The sequence below is a fragment of the Bacillus sp. FSL W8-0920 genome, assembly GCF_038593215.1.
Taxonomy (GTDB): Bacteria; Bacillota; Bacilli; order Bacillales; family Bacillaceae; genus Bacillus; species Bacillus pumilus.
Genome location: NZ_CP151974.1, coordinates 2,202,014 through 2,224,671, shown reverse-complemented (window position 1 = coordinate 2,224,671; position 22,658 = coordinate 2,202,014). Strand labels below are relative to the sequence as shown.

General features: G+C 41.9%; 25 protein-coding genes. 21 read left to right on the top strand and 4 right to left on the bottom strand.

What is annotated here, in order from left to right:
* The first annotated feature begins 13 nt into the window (after positions 1-13).
* The 6 genes from NSS78_RS11165 (at position 14) to NSS78_RS11140 (ending at position 4,548) form a co-directional block, all read left to right on the top strand.
* Positions 14-451: a BrxA/BrxB family bacilliredoxin gene (locus NSS78_RS11165; protein WP_003215907.1), complete on the top strand. Its 438-nt coding sequence runs from the start codon at positions 14-16 to the stop codon at positions 449-451.
* A gap of 195 nt (positions 452-646) precedes the next feature.
* Entirely contained in the window at positions 647-1,414 is a 768-nt protein-coding gene (locus NSS78_RS11160) for a transporter substrate-binding domain-containing protein (protein ID WP_212045928.1), read from the top strand.
* 126 nt (positions 1,415-1,540) lie between these two features.
* Positions 1,541-2,197: an amino acid ABC transporter permease gene (locus NSS78_RS11155; RefSeq protein WP_003215691.1), complete on the top strand. Its 657-nt coding sequence runs from the start codon at positions 1,541-1,543 to the stop codon at positions 2,195-2,197.
* Positions 2,190-2,912 carry an amino acid ABC transporter ATP-binding protein gene (locus NSS78_RS11150; RefSeq protein WP_003215712.1) on the top strand — a complete coding sequence of 241 codons (723 nt, stop codon included), beginning with the start codon at positions 2,190-2,192 and terminating at the stop codon, positions 2,910-2,912. The genes NSS78_RS11155 and NSS78_RS11150 overlap by 8 nt, the downstream gene beginning before the upstream one ends.
* A gap of 120 nt (positions 2,913-3,032) precedes the next feature.
* Entirely contained in the window at positions 3,033-3,986 is a 954-nt protein-coding gene (locus NSS78_RS11145; RefSeq protein ID WP_003216109.1) for an aromatic acid exporter family protein, read from the top strand.
* Between the two features lie 52 nt (positions 3,987-4,038).
* Complete coding sequence (locus NSS78_RS11140; RefSeq protein WP_003215693.1) at positions 4,039-4,548, top strand: L,D-transpeptidase; 510 nt, start codon at positions 4,039-4,041, stop codon at positions 4,546-4,548.
* A gap of 38 nt (positions 4,549-4,586) precedes the next feature.
* Here the strand turns inward: NSS78_RS11140 and NSS78_RS11135 are convergent, their stop codons facing one another.
* Positions 4,587-4,667 (bottom strand): hypothetical protein, encoded by an 81-nt coding sequence (locus NSS78_RS11135; protein WP_257736823.1) that lies wholly within the window; start codon positions 4,665-4,667, stop codon positions 4,587-4,589.
* A 114-nt stretch (positions 4,668-4,781) separates the two neighbouring features.
* Here NSS78_RS11135 and mce point away from each other — a divergent pair, with 114 nt between their 5' ends.
* Genes mce through NSS78_RS11115 form a run of 4 tightly spaced genes read left to right on the top strand, consistent with a single transcriptional unit; the run spans position 4,782 to position 8,277 of the window.
* Positions 4,782-5,204 (top strand): methylmalonyl-CoA epimerase, encoded by a 423-nt coding sequence (mce, locus tag NSS78_RS11130; protein ID WP_137054997.1) that lies wholly within the window; start codon positions 4,782-4,784, stop codon positions 5,202-5,204.
* Positions 5,191-6,660 (top strand): acyl-CoA carboxylase subunit beta, encoded by a 1,470-nt coding sequence (locus NSS78_RS11125; protein WP_212045929.1) that lies wholly within the window; start codon positions 5,191-5,193, stop codon positions 6,658-6,660. Before mce ends, NSS78_RS11125 begins: the two co-directional genes overlap by 14 nt.
* 16 nt (positions 6,661-6,676) lie before the next feature.
* Complete coding sequence (locus NSS78_RS11120; RefSeq protein WP_050943793.1) at positions 6,677-7,798, top strand: M20/M25/M40 family metallo-hydrolase; 1,122 nt, start codon at positions 6,677-6,679, stop codon at positions 7,796-7,798.
* A 14-nt stretch (positions 7,799-7,812) separates the two neighbouring features.
* Positions 7,813-8,277, top strand: coding sequence for a chemotaxis protein CheW (locus NSS78_RS11115; RefSeq protein WP_003215942.1), 465 nt, complete (start codon positions 7,813-7,815; stop codon positions 8,275-8,277).
* 36 nt (positions 8,278-8,313) lie between these two features.
* Here NSS78_RS11115 and NSS78_RS11110 read toward each other — a convergent pair whose 3' ends face one another.
* Both NSS78_RS11110 and NSS78_RS11105 read right to left on the bottom strand, forming a co-directional pair.
* Complete coding sequence (locus tag NSS78_RS11110) at positions 8,314-9,096, bottom strand: membrane protein insertase YidC (protein WP_249118275.1); 783 nt, start codon at positions 9,094-9,096, stop codon at positions 8,314-8,316.
* A 66-nt stretch (positions 9,097-9,162) separates the two neighbouring features.
* Positions 9,163-9,444, bottom strand: a complete 282-nt coding sequence (locus NSS78_RS11105; RefSeq protein ID WP_003215677.1) for a hypothetical protein — start codon at positions 9,442-9,444, stop codon at positions 9,163-9,165.
* 97 nt (positions 9,445-9,541) lie between these two features.
* Here NSS78_RS11105 and NSS78_RS11100 point away from each other — a divergent pair, with 97 nt between their 5' ends.
* The 9 genes from NSS78_RS11100 (at position 9,542) to NSS78_RS11060 (ending at position 18,502) form a co-directional block, all read left to right on the top strand.
* Positions 9,542-10,798 (top strand): DNA polymerase IV, encoded by a 1,257-nt coding sequence (locus NSS78_RS11100; RefSeq protein WP_212045931.1) that lies wholly within the window; start codon positions 9,542-9,544, stop codon positions 10,796-10,798.
* A 98-nt stretch (positions 10,799-10,896) separates the two neighbouring features.
* A complete protein-coding gene (gene gndA, locus NSS78_RS11095; RefSeq protein ID WP_106029174.1) occupies positions 10,897-12,306 on the top strand; it encodes an NADP-dependent phosphogluconate dehydrogenase in 1,410 nt (469 codons plus the stop codon).
* 119 nt (positions 12,307-12,425) lie between these two features.
* Complete coding sequence (locus NSS78_RS11090; RefSeq protein WP_170966017.1) at positions 12,426-13,274, top strand: GRP family sugar transporter; 849 nt, start codon at positions 12,426-12,428, stop codon at positions 13,272-13,274.
* A 12-nt stretch (positions 13,275-13,286) separates the two neighbouring features.
* Positions 13,287-14,072 (top strand): SDR family oxidoreductase, encoded by a 786-nt coding sequence (locus tag NSS78_RS11085; RefSeq protein ID WP_003215568.1) that lies wholly within the window; start codon positions 13,287-13,289, stop codon positions 14,070-14,072.
* Positions 14,073-14,216: 144 nt separating this feature from the next.
* Positions 14,217-14,528, top strand: coding sequence for a PTS sugar transporter subunit IIB (locus tag NSS78_RS11080; RefSeq protein ID WP_044141029.1), 312 nt, complete (start codon positions 14,217-14,219; stop codon positions 14,526-14,528).
* A 3-nt stretch (positions 14,529-14,531) separates the two neighbouring features.
* Complete coding sequence (locus tag NSS78_RS11075; RefSeq protein WP_012010488.1) at positions 14,532-14,864, top strand: PTS lactose/cellobiose transporter subunit IIA; 333 nt, start codon at positions 14,532-14,534, stop codon at positions 14,862-14,864.
* A gap of 25 nt (positions 14,865-14,889) precedes the next feature.
* A complete protein-coding gene (celB, locus tag NSS78_RS11070) occupies positions 14,890-16,236 on the top strand; it encodes a PTS cellobiose transporter subunit IIC (protein ID WP_050943798.1) in 1,347 nt (448 codons plus the stop codon).
* A complete protein-coding gene (locus NSS78_RS11065) occupies positions 16,220-17,626 on the top strand; it encodes a glycoside hydrolase family 1 protein (protein WP_342468120.1) in 1,407 nt (468 codons plus the stop codon). The genes celB and NSS78_RS11065 overlap by 17 nt, the downstream gene beginning before the upstream one ends.
* Positions 17,627-17,779: 153 nt before the next feature.
* Positions 17,780-18,502, top strand: a complete 723-nt coding sequence (locus NSS78_RS11060) for a GntR family transcriptional regulator (protein ID WP_137055001.1) — start codon at positions 17,780-17,782, stop codon at positions 18,500-18,502.
* Positions 18,503-18,548: 46 nt separating this feature from the next.
* Here the strand turns inward: NSS78_RS11060 and zwf are convergent, their stop codons facing one another.
* Positions 18,549-20,024: a glucose-6-phosphate dehydrogenase gene (zwf, locus tag NSS78_RS11055; RefSeq protein WP_003216112.1), complete on the bottom strand. Its 1,476-nt coding sequence runs from the start codon at positions 20,022-20,024 to the stop codon at positions 18,549-18,551.
* Between the two features lie 221 nt (positions 20,025-20,245).
* Between zwf and rnz the strand changes: the two genes are divergently transcribed.
* Both rnz and NSS78_RS11045 read left to right on the top strand, forming a co-directional pair.
* Entirely contained in the window at positions 20,246-21,175 is a 930-nt protein-coding gene (gene rnz / locus NSS78_RS11050) for a ribonuclease Z (RefSeq protein ID WP_137055003.1), read from the top strand.
* Between the two features lie 139 nt (positions 21,176-21,314).
* Complete coding sequence (locus NSS78_RS11045; RefSeq protein ID WP_050943801.1) at positions 21,315-22,622, top strand: aminotransferase class I/II-fold pyridoxal phosphate-dependent enzyme; 1,308 nt, start codon at positions 21,315-21,317, stop codon at positions 22,620-22,622.
* The last annotated feature ends 36 nt before the right edge of the window (positions 22,623-22,658 follow it).

Here is a 22,658-nt window from a genome sequence, read left to right as displayed (position 1 = left end):
GAGTGAACGGACAATGAATATTGATTTTAATTTATTTATGAATGATATTGTGAAACAAGCGAGAGAAGAGATCAAACAGGCTGGCTATAATGAGCTTACATCAGCTGAAGAAGTGGATGAAGCCCTGTCTAAAGAAGGCACGGCACTTGTGATGGTGAATTCAGTATGCGGATGTGCTGGCGGTATTGCAAGACCAGCTGCAGGCTATTCTGTTCATTACGATAAGCGACCAGATCAATTGCTGACAGTGTTTGCTGGACAAGACAAAGAGGCAACCGCAAGAGCCCGTGAATATTTTGAAGGCTTCCCGCCATCTTCACCATCCTTTGCATTATTAAAAGATGGAAAGATCATTAAAATGGTCGAACGTCATGAAATTGAAGGGCACGAACCAATGGAAGTCGTGTCAAAGCTTCAAGCTGCATTCGATGAGCATTGCAAAGAAATTTAACATGTGACGTTTGAATGATGACATATAAAGCAGTCCGGTCTTTAGATCGGTCTGCTTTTTGTTTTATAAGACCATTGAATCAAAATAATTTTAGCGAAATACTATTGCATCTTAAAAAGAAAGTGTTTAAAATACATTATAGTGAATAAATATTCAAAACAATACATGATTTTAAATACTAGGAGGCACTATCTTATGAAAAAGTGGTTATTATTACTTATGACAGCTGGTCTTGCAGCTGCACTCGCAGCTTGCGGAACTTCTTCTAATAATTCAAACGCATCAGGAGATGACAAAACACTCGTTATGGCGACATCAGCAGATTATCCGCCATTTGAATCAAAAGACGGAGATAAAATTGTCGGTTTTGATGTTGATCTTGCAACAGCACTAGCGAAAAAGAACGGCTACAAGCTAGAAATTCAAGATATGGATTTCGCAAGCCTTGTATCCGCCCTTAAAACAAACAAAGCTGATATTGTCCTAGCAGGCATGACCCCAGATGAAAAGCGTAAAAAACAAGTAGACTTCTCTGATGTTTATTACAATGCTAAAAACTTAGTTGTCTCAAAGAAATCTAGCGGGATGAAAACAGAGAAAGACTTAAAAGATAAAACAGTCGGCGTTCAATTAGGTTCAATCCAACAGGATGAAGCAAACAGTTTGCAGAAGAAATATAACTTAACAGTTGAAGATCGTAATAAAATCTCTGATATCATTCAAGAGATCAAAGCAGGCCGTTTTGATGCAGCTATTATTGAAGATAAAGTAGCAGCTGGCTATTTAAAGAAAGAGAAAGACTTTCAGGCTTTTGACCTTAGTGGGTCAACAAATAATGGTTCAGCCATTGCATTCAAGAAAAATAGCGACTTAACAGCTAAATTTAATAAATCATTAAAAGAAATGCAAGACAATGGCGAACTTGATAAATTAATTAAAAAATGGTTTGCTGATGAAAAATAAGTCAGGAAAAGGATCAGCGTCATTCACGAAAATTCAGTAGAAAGCGCTGAAAAGTTCAACTCATGTTGAACTTTTTTCCTGTTTTATTTTTTGATTTCGTATGAAGGTATAAAAAAGGAGACTGTCATGTTAGATTTTAAAGATGTAATACCTCAGATGCCCTTTATTTTAGAAGGGCTTAAGGTCACACTTTCTATTGTAGTGGTATCACTTTTTCTTGGATTTATTTTAGGGATTTTATTAACGCTTTGCAAAATTAGTGTATTTAAGCCGCTCATTTGGCTTGCAGATTTTTATACATCCATCTTCCGAGGCACACCGCTTGTGCTTCAATTGCTCATTATTTATTTCGGTCTGCCTCAGCTTCTTGGGTTTCAAATCGATCAATACTGGGCTGCTGTAGCGGCATTTTCACTAAACTCTGCGGCTTACGTATCTGAAATTATTCGCGCTGGTATTAATGCCATTGATAAAGGTCAAAAAGAAGCAGCCGTTGCTTTAGGCATCCCTTATGCTAAAATGATGAAGGACTTATTGCTTCCGCAGGCATTTAAAAATATTTCACCTGCACTTGTGAACGAAACGATTACACTGACAAAAGAATCAGCTATTGTGACAGTCATTGGACTGGGAGATGTCATGAGACGAGCCTATCAAGCAGGTGCCGTCACGTATAATTATCTTGAACCGCTTATTTTTGCGGGTCTCATCTATTATGTCATCGTGCTTGTTCTCACCTTTGTCGGCAAATCGGTGGAAAGGAAGTTAAAATCAAATGATTAACATAGAGAAACTCACAAAATCTTTTGGCAAAAATGAAGTATTAAAAGGGATCGACACCACCATTAAAGAAGGGGAAGTTGTCGCAGTCATTGGACCATCTGGTTCAGGAAAATCGACGTTTCTTCGCTGCATCAACTTGCTCGAAAAGCCGACTTCTGGTGTCATTACGATTCAGGATACCGAAATCACAAACCCAAAAACCAATGCACTCAAAGTGCGTGAGAACATCGGAATGGTGTTTCAGCATTTTCACCTGTTCCCGCATAAAACGGTGCTGGAAAATATCACATATGCGCCAATGAATGTGAAGAATCAATCGAAGGAAGACAGCATCAAACAAGCTGAAGATCTGCTGAAAAAGGTAGGACTTTTAGAGAAAAAAGATGATTTTCCGAACCGTTTGTCAGGTGGTCAAAAGCAGCGTGTCGCAATTGCACGTGCGCTTGCAATGACACCAGACATCATGCTGTTTGATGAGCCAACATCTGCACTAGATCCAGAAATGGTCAAGGAAGTGCTAGAGGTCATGAAAGAGCTGGCTCAATCTGGTATGACTCTTGTGATCGTCACACATGAAATGGGCTTTGCAAAAGAAGTGGCTGACCGCGTGATCTTTATGGACGATGGGAAAATTGTAGAGGATGCAAACCCTGTGCAATTCTTTGAATCACCGTCGTCACAGCGCGCGAAAGACTTCTTACAAAAAATATTATAAAGAAAAAAGAGAGGGAGACTTAACATCTCCTTCTTTTTTTGATTATAATGGGGAAAGTAAAAAAGTTCATCATTTCACAATAAGTGAATAGAAACAAGACAGAAAAGAGTGACTCATATCATGTTTAAAATCGGCTACCGAACGCTGAAAACAGCATTAGGAACAGCGATCGCCATTTATATTGCGCAACTGCTTGGCCTTCAAAATTATTCCGCTGCCGGGATTATTACGATTCTGTGTATTCAGGTGACAAAGAAACGGTCGCTTCTTGCATCAGGCGCCCGCTTTGCCGCATGCAGTCTTGCCATTTTATTTTCTTATCTATTTTTCGATCTGATTGGGTATCATCCTTTTGTGATTGGTCTGATGCTGCTTGTCTTTATTCCGACAACCGTATTGCTCCGCATTAAAGAAGGAATTGTCACAAGTTCAGTCATCATCCTCCATTTATACATGTCGGGCGGGATTACCCTTCACCTCATCTGGAATGAGCTGCTGCTGATTACGATTGGTGTTGGCGTGGCACTTATCATGAACCTGTATATGCCAAGTGTCGATAAAAAGCTCAAACGCTACAGCGAACAGATTGAAGACAACTTTGCAAAAATTTTTGAAGAAATCGAGCAATACTTAATGACAGGGAAACAAGACTGGACAGGCAAAGAAATACCAGAGACACATCAATTGATTAAAGAAGCGAAAGCTCTCGCATATCGTGATGTTGAAAACCATGTCTTAAGACATGAAAACCTGTATTATCATTATTTCAATATGAGGCAAAAGCAGTTCGAAATCATCGAGCGTGTGCTTCCGAAGATCACGTCCATTTCCATTACAACAGAGCATGGACAAATCATTGCAGAATACATTAGAGACTTACGCGAACATATTCACCCAGGGAACACGGCGCATAAGTTTTTAAGGCGCCTCATTGATATGAAAGAAGAGTTCGATAAGCTACCGCTGCCGCAAACAAGAGAAGAGTTTGAGGCAAGAGCTGCACTGTTTCATTTCCTCGGAGAAATGGAACAATATTTAGTATTGAAAAGCTATTTTAAAGGGATGAAAGAATAGAGACGCATGAGTTCCTCCTTCATTGGTCAATCTAATGAAAAAGGAGGAGCCTATGCGTCTTTTATTTTATACCGTATTGACCATGTCCCTTTCACCTATCTGGCCGCTCGGACAAAACCCGCTTCCAGGAGACCCTTATGTCATTATTAATAAACAAACAAATGAACTTGCCTATATTGATCAAGGACAAATCCAAAAAATATATCCTGCTTCTACAGGGAAAACGTCCGATTTAACGCCAGAAGGGGAATTTACCATTATGATCAAAGCGAAAGATCCCTATTACAGAAAAAAGAATATCGAAGGCGGTGCGAAGAATAACCCTCTTGGCAGAAGATGGATTGGATTTGATGCACGAGGAACAGATGGTAGAACATACGGAATTCATGGGACGAGTGACGAAACATCGATAGGGAAATTTATCACGGCAGGCTGTGTGAGACTTCATAATCAAGATGTAGAGCTTCTATTTGACCAGCTTCCGGTTGGGACAAAAGTGTGGATTACAACATCAACCGATTCATTTGAAAAGCTTGCCAAAGACAAACAGGCCATTCGTTGATTGAACGAATCACCTGCTTGTCTGCTTTTATTGAAACCTTATAAAAAGGTTGCGGCTCCTGCTAAAAGTGAAGATATTAGCAGCAGGCTAATCATGAGCAATACCATGAATTTCATCATTTTCTGAGACATATCGCACCCCTATAACCGAAGATTTTTTGCGACGAACGCACCTTTCTTTATTCTAGCTCGTTTTTTCAAATGCGACAAGTGATCAACAAAGGAAGTGAACGGATGAATCAAATCGACCATATTGCCATTGCGGTCTTTTCTATAAAAAACACATCTCGAATTCTTCAACAGCTGTTTAACTGGCATTTTTCAGACATACAAGAGATTCCTGAGCAGGAGATTAAAGCGTCCTTCGCTTCACTTGATCATGTGCACATTGAATTAATTGAACCGATGTCCGGTAGCAGCAAACTACATACCTTTTTAACAAAAAGAGGAGAGGGACTCCATCATATTGCGCTAAAGTCAGGTGACATACAGGCGGACCTTAACCGTCTTGATCATCTTGGCGTGGAGCTTCTCCAACAATCAGCACAGATAGGCGCGAGCGGGAAGCGGATTGCTTTTATTTCACCGAAAGAAACGTCCGGTGTGTTATTCGAATTGTGCGAGCCCTTGAAAGGAGAGGAACATGGCAATGAATGAATCGTTCAATGACTTGGCTAAATGGCGCGAAAAAGCATTCATGGGCGGCGGCGTGAAACGTGCAGCTGCGCACCGGAACAAAGGAAAACTAACGGTTCGTCAGCGGCTGCATGAACTTCTTGACGGGGGCAGTTTCATGGAAATTCAAGGATTTGCAACAGGCCGCATGTCAGAGCATGTCGGTGATGGCGTCGTCACTGGAACTGGACTCATTCATGGAAAGCCGGTATGTGTTTATGCACAAGATGCAACAGTGCATGGAGGGTCTTTAGGCGAAATACATGCCAAAAAAATTGCTTCTCTAATGGATCTCGCAGCTAAAAATCAGATGGCGGTCATCGGTCTAAAAGACTCAGGTGGTGCGAGAATTCAAGAGGGTGTGGTATCATTAGAAGGATACGGACAGATTTTTAAACGGAATGTGCTGTACTCTGGTCAAATCCCGCAAATATCCGTTATTTTAGGCTCTTGTGCTGGAGGAGCAGTCTATTCTCCTGCCTTGACTGATTTTGTGTTCATGACAGAACAGACAGCTCATATGTTTTTAACAGGTCCGAAAGTCATAGAAAAGGCAACAGGAGAAACGGTCTGTCCTGACCGTCTTGGCGGTGCAAGTGTTCAGCATCAGACAAGCGGGAATGTGCACTATACTGGCAAAGATGAGAAAGAAGTGTTAAAAGCGGTTCGAACACTTTTAACGTACATACCAACGAAACAACAGACTGTCATGGACGCTGAAACGAGTAGGCAAGACGCAGCTGATCCAGGCAACATCTTGCCGAAGGATCCATCACGCACCTATGATGTCAAACAAGTGGTGACAGCGATCATCGATTCAGGCTCATTCTTTGAGACACAACCTTGTTTCTCAAAAAATATCGTCACAGGGTTTGCCAGATTACAAGGGGCTTCAATTGGTATAGTTGCTAATCAGCCAAAGGTGCTGGCAGGAAGCCTTGACCTTGATGCTGCTGATAAAGCGGCCAGGTTTATTCGATTTTGCGATGCGTTTCATATTCCGCTCTTAACACTTGTAGACGTCCCCGGCTTTTTACCAGGTGAGAAAGCCGAGCATGCGGGAATTATCCGTCACGGCGCAAAGCTTTTATATGCGTACGCTGAAGCGACCGTTCCAAAAATCACGGTGATTTTAAGAAAGGCGTATGGCGGTGCGTATGTCGCAATGAATAGCAAGGGATTAGGCGCTGACTTTGTTTATGCATGGCCAGCGGCAGAAATAGATGTCATGGGGAAAACGTTCGCTGACGAAATCGTTCATCCTGCTTCGCGCAAGGTTGAAACGGAGCCAAGTGTATTCAAAGCGGCTCAGGCAGGGCTGATAGACGATATTTTCATGCCGTCTGAAACGAGAGAACGATTGATTCGCTCATTTGATTTGCTTCGCAGGAAGGAAGAAGATAGACCGTTAAAAAAGCATGGCAACATGCCGCTATAAGAGGAGGAGCATCATCATGATCAATGAAAAACGTTTACTAGACGAATTTTTAGAACTAGTTCAGATTGATTCGGAAACAAAACACGAAGAGAAAATTGTGGAAGTCTTAAAAGAAAAATTCTCGCAGCTTGGACTAAAAGTGGTGGAAGACGACTCAAAAGCGAAAACAGGCCACGGTGCAGGCAACCTTATTTGTACACTGGAAGGCACTCAAGAGGCTGATACCATCTATTTCACGTCTCATATGGACACAGTTGTTCCGGGTAATGGCGTAAAACCAGTCATTGAAGACGGCTATGTGAAAACAGATGGAACAACCATTCTTGGTGCTGATGATAAGACAGGACTTGCGGCAATGTTTGAAGCGATCCGTGTGCTGAAAGAGAAGAATTTACCGCATGGAACGATTGAATTTGTCATCACAGCAGGTGAGGAATCAGGACTTGTCGGAGCAAAAGCGTTAGATCCGAAGTTGATGACAGCGGCATACGGCTATGCCCTTGATTCAGATGGCAAGGTCGGAACCATTATCGTTGCAGCGCCAACACAGGCAAAAGTACGCGCAACCATTTACGGGAAAACAGCTCACGCAGGTGTCGCGCCTGAAAAAGGTGTGTCTGCGATTACCATTGCATCAAAAGCCATTGCCAGTATGCCGCTTGGCCGAATTGATGAAGAAACAACGGCGAATATCGGTCGTTTTGAAGGCGGAACGCAAACGAATATTGTGTGCGATCAAGTCGATATCCTTGCGGAAGCACGCTCTTTAGAACCTGCAAAAATGGAAGCCCAAGTAGCGAAGATGAAAGAAGCCTTTGAAAAAACCGCTAAAGAAATGGGCGGAAGTGCCGATGTACACATTGACATCATGTATCCAGGCTTCAAATTCTCTCACGGCGATCAAGTCGTAGAAGTGGCGAAAAAAGCGGCTGCGAAAATTGGCCGTCCATCAGAACTACAGACGAGCGGCGGAGGCAGTGATGCAAACGTCATTGCAGGAAACGGCGTCCCAACTGTCAACCTAGCTGTTGGATATGAAGATATTCATACGAAAAATGAGAAAATGCCGATTGAAGAATTAGTCAAAACAGCTGAAATGGTTCTCGCCATTATCGAAGAAACGACAAATCCATCGTAAAGGCAGGAGACTCTGTGAGCACGCAAAAAATCATTATTTTCCAAGTGGGGCAAGAGGATTTTGGCATCAGTGTAGAGCATATTCGTTCGATTGAGAAGGTCCCTTATTTACAAGAAGTATCGAACCTTCCTAAAGAAATAAAAGGACTCATGTCTTTAAGGGGAGAGGTCATTCCTGTCAGTGACACAGGCGTGATGCTTCACGGAAAGCCTCTTGATGTGAACGAACAATCCAAGGTGTTGCTATTTGAATTAAACGGACAAATGGTAGGCTGTCTTGTCTCGGATGCAAAAGATATTATTGATATCGAGCTAAGCGAGATCAAGCCATTTCATATGAACACGAAAGCCTCTGAATATTTTTTCGGCGTTGTGGAGAGAGAGAACAAGATGATTTTACAAGTGGACCCGAATAAGTTCCTTGGGAGAATTGAGGATCTCGATCAATTGCCAGAACGGTTAAAAGAAGAATTGGCATAAAGATAATCCCCTTATCAAATGATAAGGGGATTATTTTTATTCAGCAGCTGGGCTAGCTTGGTCGTTTGCCTCAGCTTTTTTTGATTTTGATTTTTGGTACATGACATTTAAAATAATCGTTTGGATTGTGAGTAATAATCCGCTTGTCATCCAGTATAAAGGAAGGGCAGCGGGTGCATTGATTGAAATAAACAGCATCATGATTGGGAAAATCATGCCCATCACTTTGGCTTGCTTCAGCGCAGCCTCTGTCTGGGTGCCTGATTGCTTCGCAAACCTTTGCGTAACATAAAATTGCAAGAAATACATAGCGCCTGCAAAGATCGCGACCAATAGATCGGTTTGTCCTAAGTTAAACCATAGGAACGAATGTGTTGCGATCTCAGGTGTTGAGCGGATCGCTGAGTAAAAGCCAAGAACAATTGGAATTTGAATCAGCATAGGCAGACAGCCCATTGCCAGCGGGTTCACATTGTTCTCTTTGTATACTTTCATCATTTCCATTTGTAGTTCTTTTTGTTTTTCAGGTTCTTTCGTTTTCTTCAATTTGCTTTGAATTTCGTCAATTTGAGGCTTCACTAGTGCCATTTTCTCCTGCATGACTCTTTGCTTCTTAAATTGGTTCGCAAAAAGAGGGAAAATTAGCAGACGGACGATCAAGGTCACGAACATAATCGATAAACCATAATCATCATGGAAGAAGTTCGCAAGCCAAATGATCAGCTCAGAAAAAGGCTGGACAAAATAATGATGGAAAAACCCATCAGAGCTCGTATTCGTTTGCCCACTCGCTGCAAAAGCAGGTGAGGCAATCATCATTAAACATAAAGTCGTACAAATCGTTAATAAACGTTTCAATTCGTTTCCTCCTCATTTTTAAAAAAATTAATTAGAGAGAGGAAGCGAATGGTCTTCATCATCGTTTGATGATCGTTTCATTCGAATGACTTTACTAATCCAAGTTGTAATGCGATCATATATGATAAACAGAAAGTCTGTTCGATTCAATAAAGATGCGTCCAACTCTTCCAAACGATGTCCACCGAGGTGTTCGTTCATACGGCAGTCTTTTAATAAAAAAGCAATGCCGATGGCCGTCAGCGCTGGAAGAATAATCGTAAAGAATTCAACAAGGAAAAAGACTTCATTGAATGTATCAATAATCATGATTATCACATCCATTTCATTACTCACAGTGTACTATACACCATATGAAATGTCTATTGGAACAAACATCAAGTCGATAGATTTAGGAGGCAGGCAAATGGCTGATTCTCAAAGGAAGGGTCGAATCATTTTTCATATTGATATGAATAGTTTTTATGCATCAGTCGAGATGGCGTATGATCCTTCTTTGAGAGGGAAACCATTAGCCATTAGCGGAAATGCGAAAGAGCGTAAAGGGATTGTGGTCACGTGCAGCTACGAGGCAAGAGCGCTAGGTGTAAAGCCCCCGATGCCGTTATGGGAAGCGAAGCGGCTTTGTCCGGGGCTGATTGTCCGTACACCAAACTTTGACCGGTACCGAAGCTCCTCACAAGAGATGTTTACGATACTAAGAGAATACAGCGATTTAGTCGAACCCGTATCCATTGACGAGGGCTATATTGATTTAACGCATACGCCATATGCCGAGCATGCGGTGAAAACGGCTCATGATATTCAAACGAGGCTTGTAGAGGAGCTCATGCTTCCTTCAAGTATTGGCATTGCACCGAATAAATTTTTAGCGAAAATGGCGTCTAATTGGAAAAAACCAATGGGCATCACCATTTTGCGTAAACGAGATGTACCCCAAATGCTATGGCCGCTGCCAGCGGGTGACATGCACGGAGTTGGACAAAAAACGGCTGATAAATTGAAAACGATTGGCATTCATACCATCGAAGACTTAGCGAAAGCAAATGAGTATACACTAAAGGAATTACTGGGTATCAATGGACCGAGATTAAAGCAAAAGGCGAATGGTGAACATGACGGCAACGTGGACCCAGAAAGGATATACGAATTTAAATCCGTCGGTAATTCGTCAACCCTTCCTCATGATTCTGACGATCCAGATGAACTTGTCGCGTTAATTGATAAGCTGTCACAATCTGTGAGTGCAAGGTTAAGGAGAAAAGAAGTGATGGCCAATCGGCTGCTCATCATGATTCGGTACGCAAGCTGGAAAAATATCACGCGAAGTGTCACCCTCACGAATCCGACCGATCGGAAGGAAGACTTATTTGAGGCAGCAAGGCAGTTATTCCTTAAACATTGGAATGATCAGCCTGTGAGACTCTTAGGTGTGACGGGGACAGACCTTGTAGAACGAAAAGCAGCCGTTAAACAGCTTGATTTATTTTCCTATACAGAAGATGCAAAAGAAGAGCCTCTTCAAACCGTTTTAGAAGGACTGAAAGAAAAGTATGGAAAATCACTCGTTCAAAGAGGGATGACCATCAAGGAAAAAGAGAGCAAAACAAGTGGAACAAGTTTTAATAAAGACTTTTTTCAGGACGAAAAAGGAAATGACTAGCCTGAAAACTTGATAAAAGAGGTGGTGTTGTGGTAATTTCAAAGGGTACATCATTTCAGCAGTAATCAATATAGTGTGTTAGAAGGGACGTCAGAATTATGTCAAAACAACAAATCGGTGTGGTTGGACTAGCCGTTATGGGGAAAAACCTTGCCCTTAATATTGAAAGCCGCGGGTTCTCCGTGTCCGTTTATAACAGATCTAGCAGCAAAACGGAAGAATTTCTTCAAGAATCAAAAGGGAAAAACGTTGTAGGCACATACAGCATCGAAGAATTTGTTCAGTCGCTTGAAACACCGCGTAAAATTCTTTTAATGGTAAAAGCTGGTGCAGCAACGGATGCAACCATTCAATCATTACTTCCTCACCTAGAAAAAGGTGACATCTTAATTGATGGTGGAAATACATATTACAAGGATACGCAAAGACGTAATCAAGAGCTTGCGGAAAGTGGTATCCACTTCATTGGTACAGGTGTTTCTGGCGGTGAAGAAGGTGCACTAAAAGGTCCATCGATCATGCCAGGCGGTCAAAAAGAAGCGCATGAGCTAGTGAAACCAATTTTAGAAGCGATCTCTGCGAAAGTAGATGGCGAGCCATGTACAACGTATATCGGCCCAGATGGAGCAGGACATTATGTCAAAATGGTCCATAACGGCATCGAGTACGGAGACATGCAATTGATTTCTGAATCATACTTTATCTTGAAGCATGTGGCTGGCTTGTCAGCAGAGGAGCTTCATGAAGTATTCTCAGAATGGAATAAAGGCGAGCTTGACAGCTATTTAATCGAAATTACAGCTGATATTTTCACAAAAGTGGATGAAGAAACAAACCAGCCGCTTGTGGATGTCATCTTAGATAAAGCTGGGCAAAAAGGAACTGGAAAATGGACGAGCCAAAGTTCTCTTGATCTAGGTGTTCCGCTTCCAATCATTACTGAGTCTGTTTTCGCGCGCTACATTTCAGCAATGAAAGATGAGCGTGTTGAAGCAAGCCAATTAATCGAAGGTCCTAAGCCAGCGCAATCAGCAGAGAATAAAAAAGAGCTGATCGAAGCGGTTAGAAAAGCCCTATTCATGAGTAAAATTTGCTCATATGCACAAGGTTTTGCGCAAATGAAAGCAGCATCTGATGAGTATAACTGGGATTTAAAATATGGTGAAATTGCAATGATCTTCCGTGGTGGATGTATCATTCGTGCAGCCTTCTTACAACAAATTAAAGAAGCATATGACCGTAACCCAGAACTGAAAAACCTATTGCTTGATCCTTACTTTAAGGATATTGCTCAAAGCTATCAATCATCTCTTCGTAAAGTCATTTCACTTGCAGTGGAGCAAGGAGTTCCTGTTCCTTCATTGTCAAGTGCACTTGCTTACTTCGATAGCTATCGCACAGCCGTCCTGCCAGCGAACTTAATTCAAGCGCAGCGTGACTATTTCGGTGCACATACGTATGAGCGCACAGATAAAGAAGGCATCTTCCATACAGAATGGATGAAATAAATATAGAACGACTGAAAAACCTTACCCTTTGGTAAGGTTTTTTTGTGTTTGCATCTTTTCGGCTAAAAATGCGAAAAAGAGGGATGCTATGTAAAAAAGAAAAGAAAGTAGGGGTCGAAGTGGGCATTTTATATGCACTTCTCCCAGCGATATTTTGGGGAAGTATTGTTCTCATCAGTGTCAAACTTGGCGGGAATGCATACCAGCAAACCCTCGGTATAACGCTTGGCGCATTTCTCTTTTCAATTGCAGCCTTCTTTATCAAAATGCCAGAGCTGACACCGCTTATTTTTGCGGTTTCTGTCATTTCAGGCATCTTTTGGAGCATTGGACAAATGAATCAGCTTTCAAGTGTTGCGTTTCTCGGAGTCTCGAAGGCGGTTCCTTTATCAACGGGCATGCAGCTTGTGAGCACTACTTTATTTGGCGTCATAGTCTTCAAAGAATGGCAAACGATGACGGTCATACTCATTGGTTCTTGTGCCATTTTACTGATTATTGCAGGTGTTGTGCTGACATCGCTCGGTCAAAAAAAGAATGGCGGCGGGAACGGTGGAGGCAATTTCAAAAAAGGGATCATGATTCTGCTCATCTCAACCGTTGGCTATGTCGGATATGTTGTTATTTTGAGATGGTTTCATATTGATGGCTGGTCTGCCCTCGTTCCGCAATCGGTCGGCATGCTGCTTTCATCCTTGGCGATTAGTCTCAAGCAGCACCCGTTTAGTAAATATACGTTTAGAAATATCATTGCCGGCCTTGTTTGGTCGACAGGAAATCTCGGACTTCTTTTAGCTATTCCGCTCATTGGTGTCGCCGTAAGTTTTTCGATGTCGCAGACAGGGATCGTTATCTCGACATTAGGCGGCATTTACTTATTAAAAGAGAAAGCATCCAGAACAAGCTTTGTCATTGCAGGCTGCTTGATGATCATTGCAGGCGGAGTGCTGCTAGGTTTTACAAAATAGGAGGGTAAACGAATGTATCCAGATTTAGAAGGGAAAACAGTCCTGATTACAGGAGCTGGTACAGGAATAGGTCAAGCGATGGCGCGCCGGTTTGGACAAGAAAAAGCCAATGTGGTGATCAATTATTTCTCAGATCAAGAAAGTCCAGATGAGACCATTGCGGATATTCAAAAAAATGGCGGACAGGCTGTGAAAATCAAGGGAGATGTCTCAAAGGAAGAGGATATGCAGGCGATGATTGATAAAGCCGTTGATACATTTGGCAGTCTTGATGTCATGATCAATAACGCAGGCATTGAAAATGAAGTGCCTTCTACCGAAATGACGCTAGATAATTGGAACAAAGTCATGTCGACCAATTTAACAGGTATGTTTCTCGGCTGCCGCGATGCACTGAAGTATATGACAGATCACGGAATAGAAGGATCAATCATCAATATGTCGTCTGTTCACCAGCAAATCCCTTGGCCTCATTTCGTGCATTATGCAGCAAGTAAAGGAGGCGCCAAGCTGCTGACAGAAACACTGGCACTAGAATATGCCCCTAAAAAAATTCGTGTAAACAGTATTGCACCAGGCGCCATCGATACCCCGATCAATGCGGAAAAATTCGATGATCCCGCATTGAAAAAAGGTGTGATCGAGCTGATCCCCATTGGTTATATTGGAAAGCCTGAAGAAGTGGCAGCATGTGCTGTCTGGCTGGCGTCAAAAGAGGCAAGCTACGTCACAGGCTTGACACTCTATGTGGACGGCGGCATGACAAAATATCCTGGCTTCCAAGCAGGAAAAGGATAAGAAGAAAGGCAAAGAGCGTACACACACATACGCTCTTTTTTTATATAAAATACAGACAAATAGATCTAAATGTCTAGACATTTAAAAATAAAAATATATAATATTAACTGGAAGCGCTTTTATTACAACAATGGGGTGAGAGAAATGAAACGTATTTTATTAGCATGCAGTTCAGGAATGTCTACAAGTTTACTAGTTACAAAGATGAAGGCTCATGCCGACTCAATAGGGGACGAGGCAGAAATTTGGGCAGTTGGGCAAGATCAAGCGAAAAAAGAAATGGCGAATGCGGATGTTGTGTTAATTGGACCGCAAATGAGCTTTTTAAAAGGGGATCTTCAAAAAGAAGCAACAAAATACGGAATTGCAGTAGAGGTCATCGATATGCAGGCGTACGGGCTTGCCGATGGACAAAAAGCGTATGAACAAGCCGTTACATTGATGGAGGAATCGTAAAGAATGGAAAAGAAAACACTTGAAGGGCTCACGGAGGAACAAGTCAGTTTTCAATTGATCTTACACAGCGGTAATGCACGCAGCAAATTGCTTCAATCTCTTAAACAATTTCGAGAAGGTCAAGAAGATGAGGCATTTGGTCTTATGAAAGAAGCAGAAGAAGATTTACGTCATGCACATGGCATCCATTTTCAACTCGTGCAGCAAGAGGCAGGCGGGGAGAAAACGCCTTTCTCCTTATTGCTCATGCATGCCGAAGACCACTTAATGTCGACTATGACGATCAAGGAGCTTGTGGGAGAGCTCCTGCCGATTTTCCAATCACTTAAACAATAAAGGGTGTAAACAAGGGGGGAAACCAATGTTTGATAAAATAAGTGCTATTTTGGTTCCAATTGCTGGGAGACTGAACAACAACCGCTATTTAGGTGTATTACGGGATGCCTTTATGCTTGCGTTCCCGCTTACTATTTTTGGTTCCATTATGGTTGTGCTAATGAATTTGCCATTTTTAGATAAAATCATGAGTCAAACCGCACTGGAAGGCGTCCAGTCTGCACTGAATATCGCGCCAAGTGCGACCATCAGCATTATGAGTGTGTTTGTTGTATTTGGGATTGGCTACTATTTATCGAAAAGCTATGATGTGGAAGCAGTATTTGGCGGAGTGATTGCATTAGCCTCTTTCCTACTTCTGACACCATTTTTACTAGAACAAGAAGGCGGTGCATCTATTGCAGGCGTGATTCCAGTCGATCGTTTAGGAGCAAAGGGGATGTTCCTTGGCATGATCACAGGCTTTTTGTCTGCTGAAATTTATCGTTATTTTGTCCAAAAGAAATTTGTCATCAATATGCCGCAGGGGGTTCCGCCAGCTGTTGCTAAGTCTTTTGCTGCACTGATCCCGGCTACTTTGACACTCACAACCTTTTTACTGATCAATATCATCATTACACAAGGCTTCAAAACAAACATGCATGACCTGATTTATCATGCGATCCAGGCACCTCTTGTCGGACTTGGAAGCGGTATCATTCCGACCCTGATCGCTGTTTTCTTTATACAAATTCTTTGGTTCTTTGGGCTTCACGGCCAAATTATTATCAACTCTGTCATGGACCCCATTTGGAATACGTTGTCCATTCAAAACCTAGAGAGCTATACAAAAACTGGTGAGGTTCCAAATATCATCAGCAAGCAGTTTATCGAAATTTATACGGTTGGCATGGGCGGAACCGGTATGACGCTAGCTGTTGTGTTTACGATTTTAATTTTCCTGAAAAGTAAGCAATTAAAACAGGTAGCAAAGCTCGGCCTAGGACCAGGATTATTTAACGTCAATGAACCGATTATCTTCGGTTTACCGATTGTCATGAACCCGCTTATTCTCATTCCATGGATTTTGGCGCCAATGGTTATTACATGTATTTCTTATTTTGCGATGGCATCAGGCATTGTACCACCGCCGACTGGCGTGAATATTCCCTGGACCGTGCCGATCTTTATAAGCGGAATAATGGCAACCAATTCACTGGCGGGTGGTCTGCTTCAGCTGTTTAATCTGATGATCGTGTTTGTCATTTGGTTCCCGTTCCTGAAGTTTATTGACCGAATGAATGTGAAAAATGAAAAAATAACCACAACGGAAAAAACGAAGACAACCAACATCAAAGGTGAAGGAGACTCAATACATGTCGATGGAAAATAACAAGCAATCATATACATTCCCAGAAGGTTTCTGGTGGGGATCTTCTGCCTCTGCCACGCAAACAGAAGGCAGCGTCCCTGGTGATGGAAAAGGACCGAATATTTGGGATCATTGGTTTGAGCAAGAGCCGACTCATTTTTTTGATGGCGTAGGACCGAACGTGACATCTCAATTTTACCGAAAATATAAAGAGGATATTCGTCTGATGAAAGAAATTGGCCACAATTCATTCCGGTTGTCCATTTCATGGTCACGTCTTTTGCCTGAAGGGACAGGTGCGGTCAATGAAGAAGCAGTATCTTTTTACAATGATGTGATCAATGAACTGATTGCACATGATATTGAGCCGTTTGTGAACCTGTACCATTTCGATATGCCAATGGCGCTGCAGGAAAAAGGCGGCTGGGTCAACAGACAGGTAGTAGATGATTATGTGAGCTATGCAGAATTGTGCTTTCAATTATTTGGCGACCGGGTGAAAAAATGGTTTACCCATAATGAACCGATCGTTCCTGTAGAGGGCGGGTATATGTATAGCTTCCATTATCCAAACGAAGTCGATTTCCAAAAGGCTGTGCAGGTCGGTTATCATGAACTTTTATCAAATGCGAAGGCGATTGCGGCTTATAAAAGCCTGCAGCAAGGCGGTAAGATTGGCATCATCCTCAATCTTACCCCATCTTATCCGAGAAGCCAGAATCCACGCGATGTAGAAGCAGCTGAGGTGGCGGATGCTTTCTTTAACCGGTCCTTCCTAGATCCTGCGGTGAAGGGACATTTCCCAGAGAAACTAGTAGAGGTCTTAAAGAAAGAAGGCTTTATGCCGAGTATGGAAGAAGGAGACCTTGAGCTCATTCGAGAGAATACCGTCGACCTCCTTGGAATCAACTATTATCAGCCAAGAAGAGTGAAGGCGAAAGAGCATATGCCGCATCCAAATGCTCCATTTATGCCAAATCATTATTTTGATGCGTTTGACATGCCAGGAAGAAAAATGAATGTGTATCGAGGCTGGGAAATCTATGAAAAAGGCATTTATGATATATTGAAAAAAGTCCAAACAGACTATGATAATATTGAATGCTTTATTTCTGAAAATGGAATGGGTGTCGAAGGAGAAGAGCGGTTTAAGGATGAAGAAGGAATGATTCATGACGATTACCGCATTGACTTTATCTCTGAGCATCTTAAATGGGTGCATCAAGCCATTCAAGAAGGAAGTAATGTAAAAGGCTATCATCTGTGGACGTTTATGGATAACTGGTCATGGTCGAATGCCTATAAGAATCGCTATGGATTTGTCTCAGTTGATCTTCAAGAAGACGGAAAACGTACAATTAAGAAAAGCGGATACTGGTTTCAATCGGTATCAGAAAATAACGGTTTTTAATCAAGATACTTGCTCTTTCCTTGAAAAGGGCAAGTATTTTTCTTATGTGACGGTAAGTGGATGAAACAAAAAGGGCTGGTACCTTTTAAGCTCACTAGGCTTAGTGTAGAATGAGAGGAAGCTATGAAAAAACAAGTCAGTTGGTGGTGTGAGATGAAAAAGTACGAACTCATTTCAGAAGAAATCAGAAAACGAATAGGAACAGCATATTATCCAGAAGATCAACCCATTCCAGATGAAAACTCGCTTGCCGCTGAATTTCAATGCAGCCGAATGACGATGAAGCGTGCGCTCGATCTTCTCGTAGCAGAAGGTCTGCTCTTTAGAAAAAGAGGTCACGGTACATTTATTGTGAAGGCAGCGCTCAATCAAGGGGCTATTAATGTATCAGGACATGAAAATAAAGGGTTCACAAAAGTCATGGCGGATAAAAACGTCACGACTCAAATCATTCACTTTGATGTCCATTTTCCAAGCAAAGAGGTGGCAGCCCACCTATCCATAGACTCCACCACACCCATTTATGACATCATCCGTCTCCGTCTTGTGGACGAGGAGCCATACGTATTAGAAAAAACGTTTATGCCCGTCAATCTTATTAAGGGAATAGATGAAGAGGTTCTATTGGGATCAATCTATGGCTACATATCAAATGATTTGAATTTAAAAGTGGCAGGAGCGCATAAGAAAATTAGAGCGGCTAAATCAGATGAGCTTGACCAGCAATATTTAGGCTGTGACCCAACGGATCCTGTGCTAGAGGTCGAACAGGTTGCTTATTTAAACACAGGCCGGCCGTTTGAGTACTCCTTTAGTCATCACCGCTATGATAAGTTCGACTTTTCAACAGTTGAACTTACGAAAACAGGACGTTAAAAAAAGAGCAGAACCCCCAAGGGAGACTGCTCTTTTTTATATTATTTTATATATTCCACCAATGATACCCATCTTTTTCTAGAAGCTGATCGGCTTCTTTCGGTCCCATAGAACCAGCAGGATAATTTGGTTTTAATGTTTTGTTTTCTGCCCATTTCTCAGAAATCGGATCCACAAAGTTCCAAGAAAGCGCCACTTCATCCCAGTGAGCAAAGTTCGTAGCATCGCCTAGCAAGCAGTCGTGAATCAGCTTTTCATAGGCTTCTGGTGTGTTCATGATGTCGTTATAGTTTGTTTGGTAGTCGAGCTTAATCGGCTTTGCAAATGTACCGCCATCAAGCTTGCGAGCGTTCAGGTGAAGGGTAATGCCTTCATCTGGCTGAATGTGAATGACGAGTAAGTTTGGATGCATGGAATTTCCGTTACCATAGTACAGGTTCATTGGAATGTCTTTAAATTGAACAACAATTTGAGTAGATTTCTTTTCTAAACGTTTTCCAGTACGAATGTAAAATGGCACGCCGGCCCATCTAAAGTTATCAATGAGCAGTTTCCCTGCAACGAATGTTTCCGTGTTTGAGTTCGGGTCAACATTTTGCTCTTCAAGATACGAAGGAACCATGCCGCCATCAACCGTACCAGCATCATACTGTCCGCGGACAAAGAATTGATCGACCTCATCTTTAGAGAAAGGACGAAGAGCGCGTAATGCTTTCCGTTTTTCACTACGGATTTCCTCGGTATTCAGCTTAATTGGCGGCTCCATTGCTAAAAGTGCAACCATTTGAAGCATATGGTTTTGGACCATGTCTCTTAGTGCACCTGAACTTTCGTAATAGCGGGCCCGGTCTTCAACCCCTAATGATTCACTAGATGTAATTTGAATGTTTGAGATATATCGGTTTGTCCAAAGTGGTTCAAAGATGGCATTTGCAAAACGGATGACCTCAATGTTTTGAACCATTTGTTTACCGAGATAGTGGTCAATACGATAAATTTGATCTTCAGAGAATGCATCTCGAATTTCTTCATTTAACTTTTTCGCACTTGGCAAGTCATGGCCAAATGGTTTTTCGATGACAAGTCTTGACCATCCAGTTGTTTTTGATACACCTTCACTTTTTAGGAACTTTGCAATCGTTCCGAAGAATTCCGGTGCCATCGCTAAATAGAACATCCGGTTGTTTGGGATACTGTACGTATCTTCAAGGCCTGCTAGAAGTGTGTTAAGCGATTGATAGGAAGCAGGGCTTGATACGTCAAAGTCGTGATAATAAAAATGTGAACTGAATTCCTCTATTTTCGCTTCTGCATCATCAGAAGAAACAGATTCTTTCACCACAGCTCTTAGATCCTCATGAGACCACGGACGGCGTCCAACACCGACCACGGCGAATTGATCGCCAAGTTTTCCGCTATGATAAAGTCTATGTATAGAAGGGTAGAGCTTGCGTTTGGCAAGATCTCCTGTTGCGCCAAAAATGACAATGACTGCTTTTGGATTGTTAGTTTCTGTATTCACGAAAAGTACCTCACTTTATTCGTAGCATTGTTGTAAAAACCGAGAATGTATGTACATTTTCTTTATTTTAAAGGTTCATTGTTCGTAAAGCAAACATTTGATTCGACTTTTTCTGCTCTCGTTTGACTTTTTTCGAAAATTCCGCTGAATTCACATTTACCTTGTCTTCATGTATTCTATATGAATAAAGATATTGTATACCGGCTTTAGGAGGAAAAGTAATGGAACTGCTCTTTTTAGGAACTGGTGCAGGCATTCCTGCGAAAACTAGAAACGTCACTTGCACTGCGCTAAAGCTTTTAGAAGAAAGAAAAGCAGTGTGGCTTTTTGATTGCGGAGAAGCGACGCAGCATCAAATATTACATACAACGATTAAACCGAGAAAAATTGAGAAAATATTTATCACTCATATGCATGGTGATCATGTATACGGTCTCCCAGGACTGCTCGGCAGCAGATCCTTCCAAGGCGGAGAGGATGAACTAACGATCTATGGACCTAAGGGCATCAAAGCGTTTGTGAGCGCAACACTTTCAGCTACACAAACGCATTTGACATATCCGCTGCATATTATAGAGATAGATGAAGGGATCGTATTTGAAGATGATACCTTTCAAGTAGAAGCAAGACGAGTATCTCACGGTATTCCAGCTTACGGCTATCGGGTAGTGGAAAAAGATGTACCAGGTGCATTAAAAGCCGAAGACCTAAAAGAAATCGGTGTAAAACCTGGACCTTTGTATCAGAAGTTAAAAAATGGGGAAACCGTGACACTCGAAGATGGAAGAATCATTGATGGAACCGATTATTTGGAACCCCCTAAAAAAGGGAGAATCGTTGCATTTTCAGGAGATACCCGTTTATGCGAGAATATAACAAGGCTTGCCAAGGATGCGGATGTGTTAGTCCATGAAGCAACATTCGGTAAAGAAGATGCTGATCTAGCCTACAATTATTATCACAGCACAACAGAACAAGCAGCGAAAACAGCGCAGGAAGCAAGCGCAAAAAGATTAATTTTGACCCATATTAGTGCACGTTACCAAGGAGAAGAGGCACTAAAACAACTATTGAAAGAGGCCCGCGATATATTCCCGCTGACAGAAGCTGCGCAGGATTTCTCTTCTTATTCCATTGACCGCACCCTGTAAAAATTGGATGAATCGTCAAAAAAAGTTGTGTGATTTTTTTGATATTTATAATGACTCTCTTTTTCAGGTAGTGGTAAAATGGTGAAGAAAAAACAAATGACGAATGAAACTATGAAGAATACGGGAGGCACAATCAAAGATGAGCGGTTTTACAGCGTTAAGTGAAGCAGAATTAAATGACCTATATGCAGCACTACAAAATGAGTACGAAACGTATAAAAGTAAAAACTTACACTTAGACATGTCTAGAGGAAAACCTTCACCAAAACAGCTCGATTTGTCTATGGGCATGCTCGATGTTGTGACATCAAAGGATGCGATGACGGCTGAAGATGGCACAGATGTGCGTAACTATGGCGGTTTGACAGGTCTTCCTGAAACGAAGACATTTTTTGCAGATGTGCTCAATCTGAAACCAGAACAAATCATCATCGGCGGTAATTCCAGCCTTAATATGATGCATGATACCATTGCCCGTGCCATGACCCACGGCGTATATGACAGCAAAACACCTTGGGGAAAGCTGCCAAAGGTAAAATTCCTTGCACCAAGCCCAGGATATGATCGTCACTTTTCCATTTGTGAGCTATTTAACATAGAGATGATCACGGTAGATATGAAAGCTGATGGACCTGATATGGATCAGGTCGAAAAATTGGTCGCAGAGGATGAAGCGATTAAAGGCATTTGGTGTGTACCAAAATATAGCAACCCAGATGGCATTACGTATTCAGATGAGGTGGTTGACCGCCTTGCTTCGATGAAAACAAAAGCAGACGACTTCCGCATTTTTTGGGATGATGCATACGCAGTTCATCACCTAACTGATACGCCTGATACGTTAAAAGATATTTTTCAAGCAGTAGAGGAAGCAGGGCACCCAAATCGTGTGTTTATGTTTGCGTCTACTTCTAAAATTACATTCCCAGGCTCAGGTATTGCACTCATGGCATCTAGCCCGGATAATGTGAGCTTTACTCAAAAACAATTATCGATTCAAACGATTGGACCAGACAAAATCAATCAATTAAGACACCTTCGTTTCTTCAAGAATCCAGAAGGCTTGAAGGAACATATGAGAAAACATGCTGCGATCATTAAGCCAAAGTTTGACCTCGTTCTTTCTATTCTTGATGAAACACTTGGCGGGAAGGACATTGCAGAATGGCACAAGCCAAATGGCGGATATTTTATTAGTTTAAATACGCTTGATCATTGTGCAAAAGCTGTTGTGCAAAAGGCAAAAGAAGCTGGTGTGACCATGACAGGTGCAGGCGCGACTTATCCTTATGGAAAAGACCCGCTTGATCGTAACATTCGCATTGCGCCAACGTTCCCATCACTTGAAGAACTAGAGCAAGCGATTGACATCTTTACATTATGTGTTCAGCTTGTCAGCATTGAAAAGCTGCTGTCTAAAAAAAGCCAGTCAGCTCCAACGGCATAAAGAAAAAAACTCCTTGACGCAAAACTAGTCAAGGAG

Bases quoted from the DNA above. Each gene is read 5' to 3' on its own strand.
- NSS78_RS11165 (WP_003215907.1), top strand. From the start codon at position 14: ATGAATATTGATTTTAATTTATTTATGAATGATATTGTGAAACAAGCG.
- NSS78_RS11160 (WP_212045928.1), top strand. From the start codon at position 647: ATGAAAAAGTGGTTATTATTACTTATGACAGCTGGTCTTGCAGCTGCA.
- NSS78_RS11155 (WP_003215691.1), top strand. From the start codon at position 1,541: ATGTTAGATTTTAAAGATGTAATACCTCAGATGCCCTTTATTTTAGAA.
- NSS78_RS11150 (WP_003215712.1), top strand. From the start codon at position 2,190: ATGATTAACATAGAGAAACTCACAAAATCTTTTGGCAAAAATGAAGTA.
- NSS78_RS11145 (WP_003216109.1), top strand. From the start codon at position 3,033: ATGTTTAAAATCGGCTACCGAACGCTGAAAACAGCATTAGGAACAGCG.
- NSS78_RS11140 (WP_003215693.1), top strand. From the start codon at position 4,039: ATGCGTCTTTTATTTTATACCGTATTGACCATGTCCCTTTCACCTATC.
- NSS78_RS11135 (WP_257736823.1), bottom strand. From the start codon at position 4,667: ATGATGAAATTCATGGTATTGCTCATGATTAGCCTGCTGCTAATATCT.
- mce (WP_137054997.1), top strand. From the start codon at position 4,782: ATGAATCAAATCGACCATATTGCCATTGCGGTCTTTTCTATAAAAAAC.
- NSS78_RS11125 (WP_212045929.1), top strand. From the start codon at position 5,191: ATGGCAATGAATGAATCGTTCAATGACTTGGCTAAATGGCGCGAAAAA.
- NSS78_RS11120 (WP_050943793.1), top strand. From the start codon at position 6,677: ATGATCAATGAAAAACGTTTACTAGACGAATTTTTAGAACTAGTTCAG.
- NSS78_RS11110 (WP_249118275.1), bottom strand. From the start codon at position 9,096: ATGATGATTGCCTCACCTGCTTTTGCAGCGAGTGGGCAAACGAATACG.
- NSS78_RS11105 (WP_003215677.1), bottom strand. From the start codon at position 9,444: ATGATTATTGATACATTCAATGAAGTCTTTTTCCTTGTTGAATTCTTT.
- NSS78_RS11100 (WP_212045931.1), top strand. From the start codon at position 9,542: ATGGCTGATTCTCAAAGGAAGGGTCGAATCATTTTTCATATTGATATG.
- gndA (WP_106029174.1), top strand. From the start codon at position 10,897: ATGTCAAAACAACAAATCGGTGTGGTTGGACTAGCCGTTATGGGGAAA.
- NSS78_RS11085 (WP_003215568.1), top strand. From the start codon at position 13,287: ATGTATCCAGATTTAGAAGGGAAAACAGTCCTGATTACAGGAGCTGGT.
- NSS78_RS11080 (WP_044141029.1), top strand. From the start codon at position 14,217: ATGAAACGTATTTTATTAGCATGCAGTTCAGGAATGTCTACAAGTTTA.
- NSS78_RS11075 (WP_012010488.1), top strand. From the start codon at position 14,532: ATGGAAAAGAAAACACTTGAAGGGCTCACGGAGGAACAAGTCAGTTTT.
- celB (WP_050943798.1), top strand. From the start codon at position 14,890: ATGTTTGATAAAATAAGTGCTATTTTGGTTCCAATTGCTGGGAGACTG.
- NSS78_RS11065 (WP_342468120.1), top strand. From the start codon at position 16,220: ATGTCGATGGAAAATAACAAGCAATCATATACATTCCCAGAAGGTTTC.
- NSS78_RS11060 (WP_137055001.1), top strand. From the start codon at position 17,780: ATGAAAAAGTACGAACTCATTTCAGAAGAAATCAGAAAACGAATAGGA.
- rnz (WP_137055003.1), top strand. From the start codon at position 20,246: ATGGAACTGCTCTTTTTAGGAACTGGTGCAGGCATTCCTGCGAAAACT.
- NSS78_RS11045 (WP_050943801.1), top strand. From the start codon at position 21,315: ATGAGCGGTTTTACAGCGTTAAGTGAAGCAGAATTAAATGACCTATAT.